The sequence below is a fragment of the Adhaeribacter terrigena genome (assembly GCF_016623615.1).
GTDB classification, from domain to species: Bacteria; Bacteroidota; Bacteroidia; order Cytophagales; family Hymenobacteraceae; genus Adhaeribacter_A; species Adhaeribacter_A terrigena.
This window is the reverse complement of sequence record NZ_JAEHFX010000003.1, coordinates 199,540-216,815: the sequence shown is the minus strand read 5'-3', so window position 1 is coordinate 216,815 and position 17,276 is coordinate 199,540. Positions and strand designations below refer to the sequence as shown.

The following is a 17,276-nucleotide window of genomic DNA, read 5'->3' as shown; positions in this document are numbered from 1 at the left end:
TCATTCTTAACGCAGAAGCCCGCACCAAAAGTTCGGTACCGGCCATAAATAAAAAACGCCAGGGAAAACGGGCAAAAAACTGCTAAAGGTACAACCGCCGAAGCAGATGTACCTTTCCAGTTGTTGTTATTAAATTATTGAGAAGCTTGCTCAGACTGTTTTTCCGGCTTTGGCAATAAAGCCTTGCGCGAAAGTTTAAACTTGCCGGTCTTCTTATCAACGTCCATCAGTTTAACCTGAATTTCTTCGCCGATCTCCAGCACGCCTTCCAGGCTTTCCAGACGTTCGTGCTTCACTTCCGAGATATGCAGCAAGCCATCTTTGCCCGCCATAAATTCTACGAAAGCGCCGTACGGCTGGATCGATTTCACTTTACCGGTGTACACGTCGCCAATTTCCGGAACCGCTACAATGGCTTTGATCCGGCTAACCGCATCGTCCATGTTCTTCTGGTTCGTAGCGAAAATGTTTACGTGGCCTTTCTCATTTTTCTCTTCGATAATGATGGTAGCGCCGGTATCTTTCTGGATCTGCTGAATCACTTTACCGCCTGGTCCGATCACCGCACCAATAAATTCTTTATCGATGATGATGTTGTAAGAACGTGGCGTGTGTGGTTTGTAATCGGCAGCCGGGGCAGCAATGGTTTTCTCCATTTCGCCCAGGATATGCAAACGACCTGCTTTGGCCTGCTCTAACGCCTGCGTAAGCACTTCGTACGATAAGCCCTGCACTTTAATGTCCATCTGGCAAGCCGTGATGCCGACTTTGGTACCGGTCACTTTAAAGTCCATATCACCTAAGTGGTCTTCATCGCCCAGAATATCGGAAAGCACGGCAAATTTACCCGTTTCCATATCGGTAATTAAACCCATGGCAATACCTGAAACCGGTGCTTTGATCTTCACCCCGGCATCCATCAGCGCAAGCGAACCTGCGCAAACCGTAGCCATAGAAGATGAACCGTTCGACTCCAGGATATCAGAAACAATCCGGATAGTATATGGATTTTCTTCGGCCGAAGGCAGCACTTTTTTCAGTGCACGCATGGCTAAGTTACCATGACCAACTTCGCGGCGTCCAGGGCCACGGTTTGGCTTCACTTCACCGGTAGAATAACCCGGGAAATTGTAATGCAGCATGAATTTGTTCGTGCCCGAAACCATGGCGCTGTCGATCAGCTGCTCATCCAGTTTGGTACCTAAAGTAACGGTAGTTAATGACTGGGTTTCGCCGCGGGTAAAGACTGCAGAACCGTGGGTAGAAGGCAGGTAATTCACTTCAGACCAGATCGGACGGATTTCATCCAGTTTCCGGCCATCCAGACGCACGCGATCGTTCAGGATCATGTTGCGTACGGCTTCTTTCTCAACATCGTGGTAATACGTGCTGATCATGCCGGCATCGTAAGTATGATCGTCGCCTAAAGACTCAACGAATTCAGCTTTAGGGGCAGAGAATGCTTTTTTACGCTCGGCCTTGTTCGGGTTCGCTAATTTAGCAGCCGCGTAAGCTTTGTCGTATAGTTCACGCTTGATGCGCTCGCGTAATTCTTCGTTATGGCTTTCGTGCGAGTATTCGCGCTTGGTGGTTTTGCCAACCATTTCGGCCAGCTCCATCTGCGCTTTGCACTGAATTTTAATGGCTTCGTGGGCAACTTTAATGGCTTCCAGCATTTCAGCTTCGGAAACTTCGTTCATCTCGCCTTCTACCATCGCCACGCTGTCGTAAGAAGCACCTACGATCAGTTCAATATCCGCACGGGCAATGTCAGAGGTTTTCGGGTTTACCACGAACTGTCCATCGATGCGGGCAACGCGTACTTCAGAGATCGGGCCGTTGAAAGGAATATCGGAAACGGCCAGGGCGGCCGAAGCGGCTAAAGCAGCCAGCGCGTCCGGCAATACTTCAGAATCCGCAGAGATCAGGTTGATCATTACCTGCGTGTCAGCGTGGTAATCTTCCGGGAACATCGGGCGGAGAATCCGGTCAACCAAACGGGAGATCAGGATCTCGTAGTCAGAAAGACGCGCTTCTCTTTTCAGGAAACCGCCGGGAATTTTACCCGAGGAAGCGAATTTTTCCTGGTAATCTACCGAAAGCGGCAGAAAATCTACGCCTTCTTTGGCTGTAGGCGAAGAAACCACGGTAGCCAGCAACATAGTGTTGCCCATTCTTACTACTACCGAGCCATCGGCTTGTTTGGCAAGTTTGCCGGTTTCAATACTGATCTCACGGCCGTCGGCCATGATAATGGTTTTGTTAATTGCGTTGTACGACATCTTTATATCATTTGCATCTAAAAACAAAATTACCCCTTTGGCAATTTTGCGTTTGGCGCGTTATTTGTGGCAACGGCCGGGCACTAAAAAAGATCAGGGAATTCGTTTATGGAATTCCCTGATCTTTTCATTTATATTACTTTCTGATACCTAACTCAGCGATGATCGAGCGGTAACGGCTGATATCGTTTTTGTATAAGTAGTTCAGCAATCTTCTTCTTTTACCTACCAGTTTCAATAAGCTTAAGCGGGTAGAAAAATCTTTTTTGTTTTCCTTCAGGTGATCTGTAAGGTGGCTAATGCGATGGGTAAACAAGGCAATCTGAGATTCCGGTGAGCCAGTGTCAGTGGCTGTCTTGTTAAAACCGCTTTTCGCAAAAAGTTCTTTTTTAGTTTCAGTTGTTAATTTCATGAATTTAAAGAAATTTTATTGTGCAGCTATTTATTTATGAAAGTGCAAAGGTAAAGAGAATTTCAGGAATTCTAAAATATTTTTTCGGATATATATTAAAAAACCCGTAAATGCTCCAGACCCTGCATGTTTTCTAAAAACGCTATGTTTTCAGCCTTAAAAAGTCTGCAGAGAACTTCCTAACAAAAAAACGCTATGGTTTGAGCACAAAAAAGTCGAAGGCCGTTCCAGTTAAAGAATTACAATTTATTCCGTTTCAGTTTATTAATAATACGGCGATACATATCCACTTCCAGCAAGGCAGAATCGTTGCGGGCCTGGTAGAGGAAAAATAATCCGATCGGTAGTAAGATCAGATTCGCCATCCACATGCCCTGCCCTACCGGCAGCAAACCTTCCCGGCCCCATTTTTCGCCCAGAATAGAAAGCACGTAAAACGTAATAAAAAACAAAATGGAAATAAGCACCGGAACGCCCAGGCCGCCTTTCTTAATAATAGCCCCCAGCGGCGCCCCGATCAAAAACATGATTAAACACGCCGCCGACTGCGTGTATTTGCGGTAGATTTCGATCTCGAAATTATTGGTTTCGCGCTTGGTATTCTGCAGGCGCTCTACAAAACTCTGCGTGAAACTCCGCAGGTTACGCGCCTTATTGGTTGCCGTTTGCAGAATAGCCTGGTTTACTTCCGGAATTTCCTTTTCAATTTTAGCATCGGCCGGAAGCGGCTTATCGCCCACTACGGGCTGCGTGGAGCGGAAATAGGTATAATAAGGCGTGATATTGGTAGAAACCAGCTTGCTTTCGCGTACGTTCTGGCGCTGCAGCGAATCGGTAACGTATTTCAGCTGACCGATATTCTTCATCATCTTATTTTCGGCAAACAACTCTTCGCGGGTACGGTCCAGGTTAAAAGACGATAAATTGAACATGATGCGGTTCTCTTTAAAGCTCTGCCTTACGAACGGCGTGCCGTCGTCGCGCAAATTCTCGTTGGCTTCTTCCACAAAGGTTTTCCCCTTAAATAGCTCAATAGACAAATATTTATCATCGAATTTAGTAGTCATGATGCCGGAATCGGCCAGAATAACGGCGGTGTTGCCCCGTCCCTGGGTATGGTCGTAAATGATCACGTCGCCCAGCGTCTGCCCGTCGCCGTATTTTTTGCCTACTTTAATGCTGTAACCCGGAATACCGTTGTAAAAAGAACCTTCCCTCAGATCTAACGAAGGTTTTTTCTGCCGGATATCCCACAGTAAACTATACGCTTTCAGGTTAGCTTTCGGAACAATGTTGTTGTTAAAGAAAAACGCAAAGCCGGAAATAAAGATAGTAAATACAAAAATGGGCAGCAGCGTACGCACCAGCGAAATGCCGGAAGTTTTAATAGCCGTAAGCTCCATGTGTTCGCCCAGATTGCCGAAGGTCATGAGCGAGGAAAGCAATACTGCCAGCGGCAGCGCAACCGGCAGCATGTTCATGCTGAAATACATGAGCAACTCCACAATTACGGCAAAGCCCAGGTCCTTGCCCACCAGGTCGTCGAGGTATTTGAGCATGTATTGCGTAAGCAGAATAAACTCCGCAATGGCCAGGGTTAAAAAGAACGGCCCGAAAAAGGACGAAAGAATAAGTTTATCTAATTTCTTCATGCAGCAACGTGAGGGGGCGCAAAGCTACCGGTTGTAAAACAAAAATGGTAGGGTTTAGGCGCAAAAAAGTGCTTAGCCCCCTATTATTTCGCGTAAACTCAGAATCAGGTTGCCCCAAAGCTCTTCCATTTCTTCTTCGTCCTGCTCAGAGCTGTAATCTATTACGCGTAAAAACTGCTCGCCGGTAAGTTCGCTGGTTTCAAGGGTAAAATCTACGTAATCGGCATCGGCAACGGGTTGTTTGTTTTCACCCAGGAAAACCAGGCGCACCGAACGGTTGCTGCGCAGGTTGGTAAGTTCGGCAAAATGGTCTTCTTTATCCCAGATAATATTATAAACATTATTACCCAGCACATTTACGTTATCGGCAAACCAACGGGCTAACCCCGAAGCAGTACTCAGGTAAGGATATAAAATTTTAGGAGAAGCGTTGATTGCATATTCGCGGACAAATTTAACTTTAGAAGCAGGTTCATTCATAGTAGTAAGCATAAATCAGTAAAAATTAAGCGGAAACTATATTCTTAACGTGACCCAATAAAGGAAATTATTTTCTTGAAAAAAAATTTGCGAATGTAAATCTGTTTTTGCTACCTTTGCATCATCAAAACGGCGGGGTAGCTCAGTTGGTTAGAGCACAGGATTCATAACCCTGAGGTCGGCAGTTCGACCCTGCTCCCCGCTACTGATCTATTGCTCAAAAGCCTGTAACCTAACCAGTTACAGGCTTTTTTGTTTTTGCGGCTTTCGCTTTGTTATTGCACCAGAAATAAAATACATTCGTATGGATATTTCTCCCCACTTTAGCCAGCAAAATAATTATGAGAAAACTCATCATCCTGCTTTCTTTAGTATCTTTTACTACACATGGCTTTGCGCAAACTGAAACGCTTCAGGAAAAATCTTTTTTGACAATACGTGCTGGAATATCAATGCCGACTGGCAAATTTGGCAGTTTGGAGGGGAAAGACATAGATGCAGGCCTCGCCCTTAAAGGGTACAACATAGCCGCTGAATATGGAAGGTACTTTAGCAATTATACTGGCTTGGGCTTAACTTTTGGTATGCGTCGCAATGCAATAGATATGAGTGCTTATAACCGGTCCTACTTTACAAATTATTACGCTGAAACTCGCTGGCGCACAAATTATCTGCTTACAAATCTTTATTTAAAACTACTCGTTTCAACAAACTTCAATTTCTATGCAAAAGGAGGTGCCGGCGTTACTTTTAACACTTATCCGGTAGTTACCAATAGTATAAGTAAGGCAACTTCAGATCAAAAAATCACTGCAGATGCATTGGCCTATGGCTTTGGTGCTGGCTTTAAAGGCATTATTGATAATATTGGCCTGGGCCTCGAAGTCTATTCCCTCAATACTACGCCTTCGTTCAGACCCTTAAGTGCCGATTACAAACAGGAAATGAATGATGTCACTATTTTCGCAAATCTTAGCTTTCAGCTGAAATAGACCTTTTAACGCCAAGAAGACGCCTGAAAACATATAATCCATTTAAAGCCTGAGAAAATGAAACGAAACTTAATTGCTCTGACAGTTTGTGCTGCATCTTAAAATAATTTGGCAAAATCGAACCTAGGCAGGAAAAAAGCCCAATTACCATTCGTTCCACTTTGAATTGGATAGAAATAGAATTTATTAAAATAAAATCGAATTAATACATTAAGCTTAATAGGGTTTTAGCAAATCAGGAGTTTATCCGAATTATTAACTAAGTTAAGTTCAGCTAAACATATTTCTTTAATTAGAAATGCAGCAGAACGGTTCAAAAGAAATATCTCTTAATCAACGGATATAGTTGTCTATAACTTCTCTTGGCCGGAAACCCCTCCTAATATTGTCTAAAAACGGTATCTGAAATGGACCAAAAAGTGCTGGATTCCCACACTGAATTCCCCAACAGTTCCCTCTCTAATTTCTATAAAAAACAGACTTCGGCCGATTTGCTCCTGAAAAACCGAAGAAAGCTAAAAAAATAACCGTTTAAACAATTAACAGTTAAAAGATAAACAGCCTTTGCTTTATCTTTTAACTGTTAATGCCCATGGAACGTAAATACATCCAATCGTCGAATCTTTTAGGCGTACGATACCAGCCTTATACCAACACCCTGGAAGTAGAATTTCATAACGGCCACGTGTACCAATATTTCGAAGTCCCGCCGCAGGCTTACACCGCTTTAATGGATTCACCTTCCCACGGTCGTTTCTTTAACCATTTCATCCGGGACCGTTTCCGGTTCCGGCAGATCCGGTAACGAGGTGAATTTATGCGCCCAATAAAAACAACTACCAAAACAAGTAGCAATAACAGCGCTTTACAAACCAGATTCAGGTTAAAAAAATAAAGCCAGCAGAAGCCGGCTTTTTAATGAATATCCTTACAATCCCGAGATCCAGCTTCTGACATCCTGGGCGGTTTTGCCGATCTTATTCCCCAGCTTACCCAGCCATTCCTCCTGCTGACCCTGAGAATATTCCAGGTCATCGTCGGTTAAGTTGCCGTATTGCTTCCGGATCTTTCCTTTCATTTCCTGCCAGTTGCTTCTTGCTCTGAACTCAGCCGTATTCCGGTCGAAGTTGCTGTTTAAATTGTTAATGGCCATGGTTTCTTACGGTTAAATGAATACTTATTATACCATTTCAGAACCAGTACCGGACACTAAAGTTTTGTCAATTTGGGGCTGAAGCAGAAATAAATACAGCTCCAATTACGACTTTTCAAAAAGCCAGCCATATGCTATGCCCCGAAAACAAAAAAGGCCCCGCAAGATGCAGGGCCTTTTCCTTGAAAATTATCAATTCGTTATTTAACTTTTTCTACTATGCCTTTGAAAGCTTCCGGGTGGTTCATAGCTAAGTCAGCCAGAACTTTACGGTTTAAGTTGATATCTGCTTTTTTCAAAGCGCCCATGAACTGGGAGTAAGACATGCCGTACTCACGAACACCGGCGTTGATACGCTGGATCCACAGGCCACGAAAATCTCTTTTCTTGGCTTTACGGTCGCGGTATGCATATTGTAAACCTTTTTCAACAGCGTTTTTCGCTACTGTCCAAACGTTTTTACGACGGCCAAAGTAACCTTTGGCCAGTTTCATTATTCTTTTTCTTTTGTGTCGTGCTGCTACGACGTTAACCGATCTAGGCATTTCTGTACTTTTTTGGTGACTGGCGATACCGTTTTACGGGATATACTTGGGGCCGGGCACCGGGTTAAACATATAATTACTGTAATCCGAGCATGTGTTTTACGCGGTTCTCATCTGCTTCGTGAACTAAGCCGATGTGCGTAAGACCTCTTTTCTGCTTGGTGGTTTTCTTGGTCAGGATGTGGCTTTTGTAAGCGTGTTTACGCTTTACTTTGCCGGTACCTGTCAGGCTGAAACGCTTCTTAGCGCCTGATTTGGTTTTTACTTTAGGCATAATATATAGATTGATTGATAATTTTTCTTATTGAATTAAGCTTTCTTCGGCTTCGGCGAAAGGAACAGGAACATCCGTTTTCCTTCCAACTTTGGCAACTGATCTACTTTCGCAAAGTCTTCCAATGCTTGTGCAAATTTCAGCAGCAATACCTCGCCGCGTTCCTTAAACACGATCGAACGGCCTACAAAGTGCACGTACGCTTTCACTTTTGCGCCACCTTCCAAAAATGCTTTGGCGTGCTTCAGCTTGAACTCAAAATCGTGGTCGTCGGTGTTCGGGCTGAACCGGATCTCCTTTTGTACCACTTTCTGCGTTTTTGCTTTCAGCTCCCGCGATTTTTTCTTCAGATCGTATTTAAACTTCGAATAATCAACAATGCGGCAAACCGGCGGTTCCGCTTTCGGCGAAATCTCTACCAGATCCAGGTTTTGCTCCCGGGCCAGGCTCAGGGCCTTATCCAGCGGGTAAACACCTGGTTCTACATTCTCTCCAACCACCCGTACCTCACGGGCCGTAATGCGTTGATTAATTTTATATGGCTCTTCGACAACTGCCCGCATAGGGGTGCGTCTGTTCATAGTAGCTATAGTTGGTTCCTCCTTAGCTTAGTTTTTACAATCAGGGTGCGAATATCGGGTATTTTTCCCACAAATGAAAACAATACCCAAATTATTGGGCAAAAGTTTCCGCAATTATATTTTTAAAATGCTCCACGAACAGGTCTACGGTCATATTTCCCAGGTCCCCTTCGCCGTGCTTACGTACCGATACGATCTCGTTTTCCTGCTCCTTCTCTCCCACGATCAGCATGTAGCTTACTTTTTTCACTTCTGCGTCACGGATCTTGCGGCCTATTTTTTCGTCGCGGTTATCTACGTAACCCCGGATCTCCTCCTGCATCAAACGGTCGTAAACCTGTTGGGCATAATCCTGATATTTTTCGGAGATCGGCAATATGGCAACTTGTTCCGGGCTAAGCCACAGCGGGAAATTACCGGCGCAATGCTCAATTAGTACCGCCACGAAACGCTCCAGCGAGCCAAACGGCGCACGGTGGATCATAACCGGACGGTGTTTTTCGTTATCTGAACCGTTGTATTCCAGCTCGAAACGCTCCGGCAGGTTGTAGTCTACCTGAATGGTTCCCAGCTGCCACTTCCGGCCCAGCGCATCGCGTACCATAAAGTCCAGCTTCGGGCCGTAAAACGCAGCTTCACCGAGTTCGGTTACGGTTGGCAGGTTTTTTTCGTAAGCGGCTTCTATAATGGCCTGTTCTGCCTTTTCCCAGAGTTCATCCGAGCCAATATACTTGGCTTTGTTTTCGGGATCGCGGAGGGAGATCTGTGCCGTATAATCGTCGAAACCTAAAGTTTTGAAAGTATAGATTACGAGGTCAATTACTTTCATGAACTCTTCTTTTACCTGGTCGGGGCGGCAGAAAATGTGCGCATCGTCCTGGGTAAAGCCGCGCACGCGGGTCAGCCCGTGCAGCTCGCCGCTTTGCTCGTAACGGTAAACGGTACCGAACTCGGCTAACCGCAAGGGCAGATCGCGGTATGAACGGGGTTTGGTTTTATAGATCTCGCAGTGATGCGGGCAGTTCATCGGCTTCAGGAAGAATTCTTCATCTTCGTTCGGCGTCCGGATCGGCTGGAAAGAATCGGCCCCGTATTTATCGTAGTGGCCTGAAGTTACATACAGCTGTTTGCTGCCAATGTGCGGCGTTACCACCGGGCTGTAACCGGCTTTGATCTGGGCTTTGCGCATGAACTGCTCCAGGCGTTCGCGCAGCAAGGTGCCTTTCGGTAACCAAAGCGGCAAACCGGCGCCTACTTTTTCAGAGAAAGCGAATAATTCCAGTTCTTTACCCAGTTTGCGGTGGTCGCGTTTTTTGGCTTCCTCCAGGCGCTCCAGGTATTCGGTCAGCTCTTTTTGTTTCGGGAAGGTGATGGCGTAAACGCGGGTAAGCTGCTTGCTTTTTTCGTCGCCGCGCCAGTAAGCACCGGCCACGTTCATCAGTTTCACGGCTTTAATAAAACCGGTGTTCGGAATGTGCGGACCTTTGCAAAGATCGGTAAAATTGCCCTGATGATAGAACGTAATGGAGCCGTCCGGCAGATCTTTAAGCAGGTCTAGTTTATATTTATCGCCTTTTTTGGTAAAGAAATCAATGGCATCGGCTTTGGAAATTTCCTGGCGCTGGTAAGCACTTTTTTCTTTGGTAAGCTCCAGCATCTTTTTCTCGATGGCCGCAAATTCATCCTGGCTCAGGGTTTTATCCCCCAGGTCGATGTCGTAATAAAAGCCATTTTCAATAGCCGGGCCAATCCCGAATTGTACGCCAGGGTGCAGGGCTTCGATGGCTTCAGCCATTAAGTGCGCGGAAGAATGCCAGAACGTAGCTTTGCCTTCCTGATCGTTCCAGGTCAGCAGTTGCACGGTAGCATCTTCGTTTATCGGGCGGTTCGATTCTACCACTTCACCGTTTACTTTGGCGGCCAGCACGTTGCGGGCAAGTCCTTCAGAAATGGAGGAGGCAATTTCAAAACCGGTAACGCCTTTTGGAAACTCACGAATGCTTCCGTCGGGCAGGGTAATTTTTATCATAGCGTTGAAGAAATTTCAAATTTATTATTGACCGGACCTGTTACTTTTTGCCGTCGTATCTATAGCGTTTTTCGGCTGGCGGGTCAGGCGGCGTACCGCTTTAAGAGCAAAACTGTTTTCCGGTTGTTTCTGCAAAACTACATTATATTGCCGTAATGCGTCTTCTCTCCGCCCGGATTTTTCGTAACTGTCGGCTAAAAGCAGGTTAAGGTTGGGTAATTTATCGGCGTGGTGCAGGCCTTTTTCAAAATAAACGGCAGCATCCGCGTATTTATCTTTATTATAGGCAATCACCCCTAAATTGTAGTTAGCCAGGTACATGGCGGTATCGGCCAGCAGGGCTTGCTTAAAACTGGCAGCAGCGCTGTCAGCCAGATTTTGCCGCACTAAATTCACGCCTTCGTTATAATGCAGAAAAGCGTTGCTGCCATCGAACCGTAAACCCGACTGAATGTACTGGTGTGCTTCACCGAATTTCCGTTGGGCGGTGTGGATCTTGGCTAGTTCGTTATAAGGCTCTACAAACTCCGGCGACTGCTCGATCGCGGTCTGAAAATTTGAAATGGCACGCGTCGTATCGCCGCTCTCGGCATACACAATGCCTTTATAGAAATACGCAAACTCGTTGAAGGAAGAAAGTTTTAAAGCCTGGTTTAGGTAATCGATAGCTTGCTGGTACTGCTTTACGATGATGAAGATTTCCCCCATCAGGATGTAGAGTTCTGCTTGCCGGTAATTTTTGGTTTCGGCCGCTTTGGCAGAGCTTAGGGCCGCTTCCAGGCGGTTAAGGGCGCGCTGGGCTTTGGCTTTCAGGAAAAAAAATTCGCCGTTGGAAGCATCCAGGGAAATTGCTTTTTCAGCATCTTTCAGGGCTTCTTCGTTTTTCTTCAGATCAAGGTAAAGCCGGCTGCGTTGGGCATATAAAACCGCATTTTTCGGTTCTTTTTCAATGGCCTCGGTCAGGCGCGCAATTTTCAGATCGGGTTTGTCGGAAACAGATTTCAGGTCTACCATTTTTTCCTGGGTTTTGTCTTTGCCCGAACAAGCCCCCAATAAACCCATAATCAATAACCCGTAACAAATTTGCAGACGCATTGGCTTTTTAGAATTCTGTTTTTGTATTTATAAACAGCTGCTAAAGTATTAATATTTTCCCAGAAATACCCGCTTTGGGTTATACAAATAGCGGATGGGGAGTTTTTAAGGTTGAAAGTATAGCGTTTATTTTGTCACCTCCACGTTAGGAGAGATCTATTTAAACTAATAGGGAAGTTTGCTATTGACTTTTTGTGTCTGAAAGCATACCGTTTTCATAGCTAATTTCTGTTCTTAACTACAAGCATTTTACTTTCAATTGAGCTTTCTCCCTCCAGCCGGGCGGCTTCGTTTCTGCGTTCGCGGCTGCAACCCTTCCTGCCCTATCGGGCTGCCTCGTGCCTCGGCACCGGAAGTCTTGGAGGCCGCTCGCACAGAAACTGGTGTCTGTTTTCCTCCGTAGTCAGCTTCTTTTTAGTTTAGTTTCCTGGATAACGTGATTTTCAAGGTACGCTGCGCTGGCGATAAACGTGATATTGGAATGTAAATAATCCTGTCCATCATTTCAATCTTAAAAATCGTGTTCAGACAAACTTCATATGAATCAAAAGAATCACCGTTCAGACAATTCTTAAAATCTTAATATTCAGAACATCCTGATCCAGATAAACTTTCTCGAAATCTTTTAATCCGTTTAATCTGTGATTCCGACTTTTTCAGCCCAAAACCCTACCCTTTTTACAGGTTAAACTGGGCCGCTAGTTTTATGCCGAAATTATTGGCATCGGGGTTATTGCGGTACGTTAAGCGGTGGAATGCCTGCACGCGAAGAAACTTAAAGATATTTTCGAAACCGTAACCTACTTCTGCGTAAGGCAAACCGTTGGTGAACTGGCTGAAAGTTTCAAGGTCGCGGCCTTTATGATCCTGGGCGGGTAATAAGGCTAAATTTGCATCGCTTAAGTGGCCGTACAGCACGTTGCCTGTTAAAACCATGCGCCATTTCAATTTGCTGATCAACGGAATGCTGTTCAGACCGAAACCTTCCAGGTGCTGGTTGTAATGCAGCGAAGCGTAGCTATCGGAAGCGAATTCAAAATAATTCATCAGCGCGAAAGCATTGCGGGTATAGAATGGCGTTTCGTTGCCTAAATGCACTTCCAGCAGCGGGTATGGCACGGTTGAAAAAATGCGGCCGGCTTCCAGTTCGTACCGGCCGGTTCCTAAAATACCCATCGGGATATCCTGCTTTACATTGGCTTCCAGGCGCTGATAAGAAACATCGGAGCCCAAGGCATTTTTCAGCCCGAGCAGGTAGCGCAAATTGAAAACCGGCCAGCCTTTATTGCCTAAGCTGATGCGGCTGTTCTCCGATTGCAGGAACAATTCATTGTTGGCGAAACGGGTATCGAAAATGATTTCGGAAGTAGAAAAACTGTTTTTCAGTACTACCCCATTTTCATTACTATCGAAAACGTAGGAAAATGGAAACAGCGGATTGAAGCTGCGCTGGCGAAGCGTAATGCGTTCGGTAAAACCTTTAAACAATTCGCGTTGCGCCCAGAGCTCGGTTTCGTGCTGGCGGTAAGGACGTTTTAATTCGCCAAACCGGCTGGAAGCCAGAAACAAAGCATTATCGCCGATTTTATCGCTTTCCAGGCCAATTTGCTGCAGATCTTCCTTATCAGAAATACCTACTTCGGTCCATTTGCGGCGCGATAAAATGGCCCGGCCCGAAGCGCGGTATTTAAAGCGGCCGTCGCGGGTGCCGTACGCGCCAAAACCACTGAACTCGATCTTGCGGCTGAAATCCGGGTTGGTTTTAAAGCCTAACTGGAAACGGTGACCTTCTATATTGTTGTAAGCATAGGTGTATGGATAAGGCCCCAGATCAATTTTACCAACTGTTTTATATCCATTAATGATAATGTTTACGATCTCTACGTACGTTTTAACGGCCGGAATTTCCCGAACCGAATCGATCATGGCGTAAACGTGTTGCTCGGTGGCACTCAGGCTGTCGTGGCGGTTTTCGTTCCAGAACGCATCGTTGTGTTTCAGTGCTTTTTCGGCCAGCTCCACCGGTTCGGCATAAAACTGCAGAGCCTGCGGCTGGTTTACCTGAATGTTGCGGCTGGAGGTATAAATTTTAGCCAGCATGCCCGGGCGTTGCTTTCCCACGCTGATGATTTTTACAAGCAAACGCGTTTTTACCGGCAAATACGGGCCCGAAGCTGTAGGCTGCAATTCCTGCTGGATCTTTACTTTTTCAATAAAATTCAAATTCGCCGATTTTCCTACGCTCAGATCCACCTGCCGCAAAGCATAATTTTCTTTCGCGATCCACATATAACCGCCGAAAACCAGGTCCTGGGCGCGGCGCGGGATCACTTTTAACTTGTAGCAATACACGCCATTTATGTATAAACTATCTTCCAGATCATAATCGTAATACAATTTCCAGCCATCGGCGATCGGGCTTACAAATTCCTTGTTCAGCAAATTCATCCGGTTATCATAGAAATTATATTCCTGAAACGTAGAGCCGATCAACTGTGAGATCAGGCTGCCATCGTCCATGCCAATGCCGGTTACTTTGCTGGCTTTTATGATCTCCTTGGTTTTCTTCGGGTTTTTCAGGTAATAAAAATCAGAAAGCGATTCGGAAATAAAAACCGGTAAAACGGGTTCGCCTTCATCGCCGGCAATCAGTTTAATGCTATCCAGAATGGAGGTAACCGGCTTTATCAAACTGCGTTTCTTAAAGGCATCGGTAATATTATCTACGTCCAGCTCAATTTTGTTATAGCTTTCGTACTGGTAAGCGCTTAGTTTTTCTTTGTTGTTCAGGGCTTTATGCGCTACTACCTGACGCAGAATTTTAAACGCCGGGTTTTCAGTGGGCCTGATCAGCACTTCCGCTAAACTGGTGGAATTATCCTGCAGCTGAAAATTGATGGTTTGTACTTTTTCTTTGGTAATAGCTTTGGAGCGGGTAATATAACCTACGTAAGAAACCGTAAGCGAATCGGTTGGCGGAATGGCTTTAAAACTGTAATTACCATCGAAATTGGTGGTGGTACCAAAATCGGAGTTTTTAAAATAAACGCTCACAAACGGCAAGGGCTCACCGGTTTGGGCATCGATCACGCGGCCGTTAAATACTTTTTCCTGCGCCAGGGAAGTAATTCCGGTTACAGTAAAAAGCAGCAGTAGAAGTAGTTTTAGTTTCAAGTTAATTCCGGTTTGAGTGAACGTCAGGTTCATTTCGGCATTGGTAAATATAAGGAAATTTCCTGCGCATAACATCCATGCAGCTGTAATAAAAATAACTTAGAAACGGAATATGCGTTAGTGCAGAAAAACAGCAAAAAAGGTGCCGCTCCATGGATCTTGATTTTTTTAAAGACATTAAATACCAAAGCCACGAACAATTCCTGCTAAACCTGGTTATTACGGCAATTATTACCTACGGGATCGGACAATTTTACATTAAATACGGCACTTCCATCTCCAATCGGAAGAAATACGCCCAGAATTTCCTGCTGCTTTCGCTCACCACCATGCTCATCATATACATTGTGAAAGCATCTGTAGCGCTATCGCTGGGGTTGGTCGGCGCCTTATCTATTATCCGTTTCCGCACGGCCATTAAAGAGCCCGAAGAATTAGGGTACCTTTTCCTCAACATTGGCGTTGGCCTGGCGATGGGTGCAAATCAGGTTTTTGTAACCCTCATTGCTGTAGCAGTGATTTTATTACTGCTTTTCGGACAAGCCATACTGCACAAAAAAGAAGCTTTCAATACCTCCGAACACATGTTCATCAATATTCTTTGCCAGCGCTCGCAGGTAGACCCGATCCACGGAATTCTGAAGCACCATTTTAATCACATGCTTCTCAAGCGCATGGATAATTCAAGCAACATGATCACGCTCTCCTACCAGATCTCAACTACCAATATGGACCTGGTAATTAAAGCGCAGGACGAACTCGCCGCTTTCTCCGGCGACATAGAATTCTCTTTTATTGAACAACGGAATTTAGTATTTTAATGTGCTATTTGAAGGTAAAACCCTATGATTTTAAGCAAAAAAAGTCTTCATAATTAAAGTAAATCTGATTTCCCAATTAGCACATTAAACAATTAGCACATTAACCCATGTTGCGATTCGAACGAAAATTCAGGGCGGAAAATGTAACGTATGAGGAAGTTTTACTCATTTTGTCGCAGCACCGGTTATCGTTTCGCAAAGCTTTCCCCGACCGGTTCATCAACAGCATTTACCTCGATACGCAGGAACTGGATTATTATAACGACAACATTGCCGGGCTTTCAGATCGGGTTAAACAGCGCATCCGCTGGTATGGTCCGGACCTTGAACAGATTCAGGACCCGGTGCTGGAAATTAAGATCAAAGAAAACCAGGTTGGATATAAGCGTTATTCGGAGCTGCCATCGTTTAAACCCGGCGGCGATTTCTCTTACGAAAAATACATGAAACAGCATTTATGGCTGGCTACCAACAACATCGAGCCCACCGTAATGGTCCGTTACCTCCGCTCCTATTTCCTTTCCTTCGATAAAAAAGTGCGCATTACCTTAGACCGGGCGCAGGCCTTTTACCCGGTCGATAAAAGGCTTAATTTCAACATCCAGCCTTACCGCGACGATACCATAATTCTGGAACTCAAATATCCGGCAGATTATTCCAGAAGCTACAATCACATCAGCCAGGACCTGCCTTTCCGGATGTCGCGGAATTCAAAATACGTTCAGGCTATTATGGCTTGCTACGGTTAAAGATTTACATGAAAAGCGGTACGGTTTTCAGCCCTGAAAATCAAAACACCAAAATTTAAACGCTATAAAGGGTTACTGAAATACGAAGGTAAAATGGATTATAAACGCTGGAATTTTAAAGGTGAAAAGTTTTAAACAAAATTCCTTAACAGAAATCTTTTCGACTGAAATTTCAATTCACTTAGTTAAAAAACGGTATGGTTCAGCCCTAAAAAAGTAAAGCCCGAACGTTGGTTCAGGCTTTATTCATTTCGTTCAGCATATTTTTACACCTTCGGCTGATCTCCAGTTCTTCGGAAGTAAGTAATTGCAGATCGATGGCTTCCTGCAGGGTTACAATGCTGAGATCCTCTTTTTGCAGCTCTTTGTAAACAATTGCCAGATCGTAGTAATACGAAATATTATTCGGATTAAAATTTATTGCTTTTTGCAACGCTTCTGCAGCTTGTTCATTCGTAGCTTCTAAAGGTGCGCCGCCAAAAAACAAATTGAAAGCAGATCTTTCGGGCAAGCTTAAGTTGGCGTTTTTAAAATGCCACCGGCCCATTAATTGCCAGGCATCCGCGTGTTGAGGATTTGCACAAAGGGCTTCATCCAGATAGAACTTAATAACTTTGGTGCGCTGCATTCTTTCTTTCAGGCCGAGCACCAGCGACTTGTTGTAAACCGCCAAAGCCATTACGTAATTGGCCTCTGCATCGCCGGGATTAGCACACAAAGCAGCATCGGCAAAGCGCCAGGCGTTTTCAAAATATTGCAGTTTGCTTACCTGGTCCGAAAAACGGTTCCCGATCCGGGAATTCAGCAAGCTGGCTTTCCAAAGCGCTTCATAACAGGCGGGCTCCGCTTTTAGCACTTCTTCAAATTTTCGCAGGGCCTGCGTATCTTTCGCGTTCGCATACAAAGTATTGGCTTCCTGAAGCAATACCGATACGCTGGAAACTGCGGCGCGGGCTTGCAACCCGGCCGAAGTCCAGCAAATAAGGAGCAGTAGTAGTAGCGTAGTTAATCGTACACGCATAGCTTTTTATGTTTAA

16 protein-coding genes and 1 tRNA gene are annotated in these 17,276 nt (G+C 45.1%); 5 read left to right on the top strand and 12 right to left on the bottom strand.

Going from position 1 to position 17,276, the window contains the following annotated elements; translation table 11 throughout:
- Nucleotides 1-134: 134 nt before the first annotated feature.
- From pnp to I5M27_RS07680, 4 genes are all read right to left on the bottom strand, one after another.
- Complete coding sequence (gene pnp / locus I5M27_RS07695; RefSeq protein ID WP_200505619.1) at nt 135-2,282, bottom strand: polyribonucleotide nucleotidyltransferase; 2,148 nt, start codon at nt 2,280-2,282, stop codon at nt 135-137.
- A gap of 136 nt (nt 2,283-2,418) precedes the next feature.
- Nucleotides 2,419-2,694 (bottom strand): 30S ribosomal protein S15, encoded by a 276-nt coding sequence (gene rpsO / locus I5M27_RS07690; protein ID WP_200505618.1) that lies wholly within the window; start codon nt 2,692-2,694, stop codon nt 2,419-2,421.
- 239 nt (nt 2,695-2,933) lie between these two features.
- Nucleotides 2,934-4,346 (bottom strand): LptF/LptG family permease, encoded by a 1,413-nt coding sequence (locus I5M27_RS07685; protein WP_200505617.1) that lies wholly within the window; start codon nt 4,344-4,346, stop codon nt 2,934-2,936.
- Nucleotides 4,347-4,418: 72 nt separating this feature from the next.
- Nucleotides 4,419-4,826: an START-like domain-containing protein gene (locus I5M27_RS07680; protein WP_200505616.1), complete on the bottom strand. Its 408-nt coding sequence runs from the start codon at nt 4,824-4,826 to the stop codon at nt 4,419-4,421.
- Between the two features lie 131 nt (nt 4,827-4,957).
- On the opposite strand from I5M27_RS07680, the gene I5M27_RS07675 reads away from it, so the two are divergent.
- The 3 genes from I5M27_RS07675 (at nt 4,958) to I5M27_RS07665 (ending at nt 6,623) form a co-directional block, all read left to right on the top strand.
- A tRNA-Met gene (locus I5M27_RS07675) sits at nt 4,958-5,031 on the top strand.
- A gap of 136 nt (nt 5,032-5,167) precedes the next feature.
- Nucleotides 5,168-5,818 (top strand): outer membrane beta-barrel protein, encoded by a 651-nt coding sequence (locus tag I5M27_RS07670; protein WP_200505615.1) that lies wholly within the window; start codon nt 5,168-5,170, stop codon nt 5,816-5,818.
- A gap of 592 nt (nt 5,819-6,410) precedes the next feature.
- Nucleotides 6,411-6,623 carry a KTSC domain-containing protein gene (locus tag I5M27_RS07665; RefSeq protein WP_200505614.1) on the top strand — a complete coding sequence of 71 codons (213 nt, stop codon included), beginning with the start codon at nt 6,411-6,413 and terminating at the stop codon, nt 6,621-6,623.
- A 123-nt stretch (nt 6,624-6,746) separates the two neighbouring features.
- Here the strand turns inward: I5M27_RS07665 and I5M27_RS07660 are convergent, their stop codons facing one another.
- The 7 genes from I5M27_RS07660 to I5M27_RS07630 form a co-directional block, all read right to left on the bottom strand.
- On the bottom strand, nt 6,747-6,971 hold the full coding sequence (locus I5M27_RS07660; RefSeq protein ID WP_200505613.1) for a CsbD family protein: 225 nt from the start codon (nt 6,969-6,971) through the stop codon (nt 6,747-6,749).
- A 200-nt stretch (nt 6,972-7,171) separates the two neighbouring features.
- Nucleotides 7,172-7,516 (bottom strand): 50S ribosomal protein L20, encoded by a 345-nt coding sequence (gene rplT / locus I5M27_RS07655; RefSeq protein ID WP_150904295.1) that lies wholly within the window; start codon nt 7,514-7,516, stop codon nt 7,172-7,174.
- Between the two features lie 76 nt (nt 7,517-7,592).
- Nucleotides 7,593-7,790 (bottom strand): 50S ribosomal protein L35, encoded by a 198-nt coding sequence (gene rpmI, locus I5M27_RS07650; protein WP_200505612.1) that lies wholly within the window; start codon nt 7,788-7,790, stop codon nt 7,593-7,595.
- 35 nt (nt 7,791-7,825) lie between these two features.
- Nucleotides 7,826-8,371, bottom strand: coding sequence for a translation initiation factor IF-3 (gene infC, locus I5M27_RS07645; protein WP_200505611.1), 546 nt, complete (start codon nt 8,369-8,371; stop codon nt 7,826-7,828).
- A 91-nt stretch (nt 8,372-8,462) separates the two neighbouring features.
- The gene (gene thrS, locus I5M27_RS07640) at nt 8,463-10,400 is read right to left on the bottom strand and encodes a threonine--tRNA ligase (RefSeq protein WP_200505610.1); all 1,938 of its coding nucleotides are present in this window, start codon (nt 10,398-10,400) and stop codon (nt 8,463-8,465) included.
- A 24-nt stretch (nt 10,401-10,424) separates the two neighbouring features.
- Nucleotides 10,425-11,495, bottom strand: coding sequence for a tetratricopeptide repeat protein (locus I5M27_RS07635; protein ID WP_200505609.1), 1,071 nt, complete (start codon nt 11,493-11,495; stop codon nt 10,425-10,427).
- Between the two features lie 678 nt (nt 11,496-12,173).
- A complete protein-coding gene (locus I5M27_RS07630; RefSeq protein WP_234462437.1) occupies nt 12,174-14,669 on the bottom strand; it encodes a DUF5686 and carboxypeptidase-like regulatory domain-containing protein in 2,496 nt (831 codons plus the stop codon).
- 152 nt (nt 14,670-14,821) lie between these two features.
- On the opposite strand from I5M27_RS07630, the gene I5M27_RS07625 reads away from it, so the two are divergent.
- Nucleotides 14,822-15,490 carry a DUF4956 domain-containing protein gene (locus I5M27_RS07625; RefSeq protein ID WP_200505607.1) on the top strand — a complete coding sequence of 223 codons (669 nt, stop codon included), beginning with the start codon at nt 14,822-14,824 and terminating at the stop codon, nt 15,488-15,490.
- A gap of 107 nt (nt 15,491-15,597) precedes the next feature.
- The gene (locus I5M27_RS07620; protein ID WP_200505606.1) at nt 15,598-16,239 is read left to right on the top strand and encodes a VTC domain-containing protein; all 642 of its coding nucleotides are present in this window, start codon (nt 15,598-15,600) and stop codon (nt 16,237-16,239) included.
- Between the two features lie 235 nt (nt 16,240-16,474).
- Here I5M27_RS07620 and I5M27_RS07615 read toward each other — a convergent pair whose 3' ends face one another.
- On the bottom strand, nt 16,475-17,260 hold the full coding sequence (locus I5M27_RS07615) for a tetratricopeptide repeat protein (protein ID WP_200505605.1): 786 nt from the start codon (nt 17,258-17,260) through the stop codon (nt 16,475-16,477).
- Between the last annotated feature and the right edge of the window lie 16 nt (nt 17,261-17,276).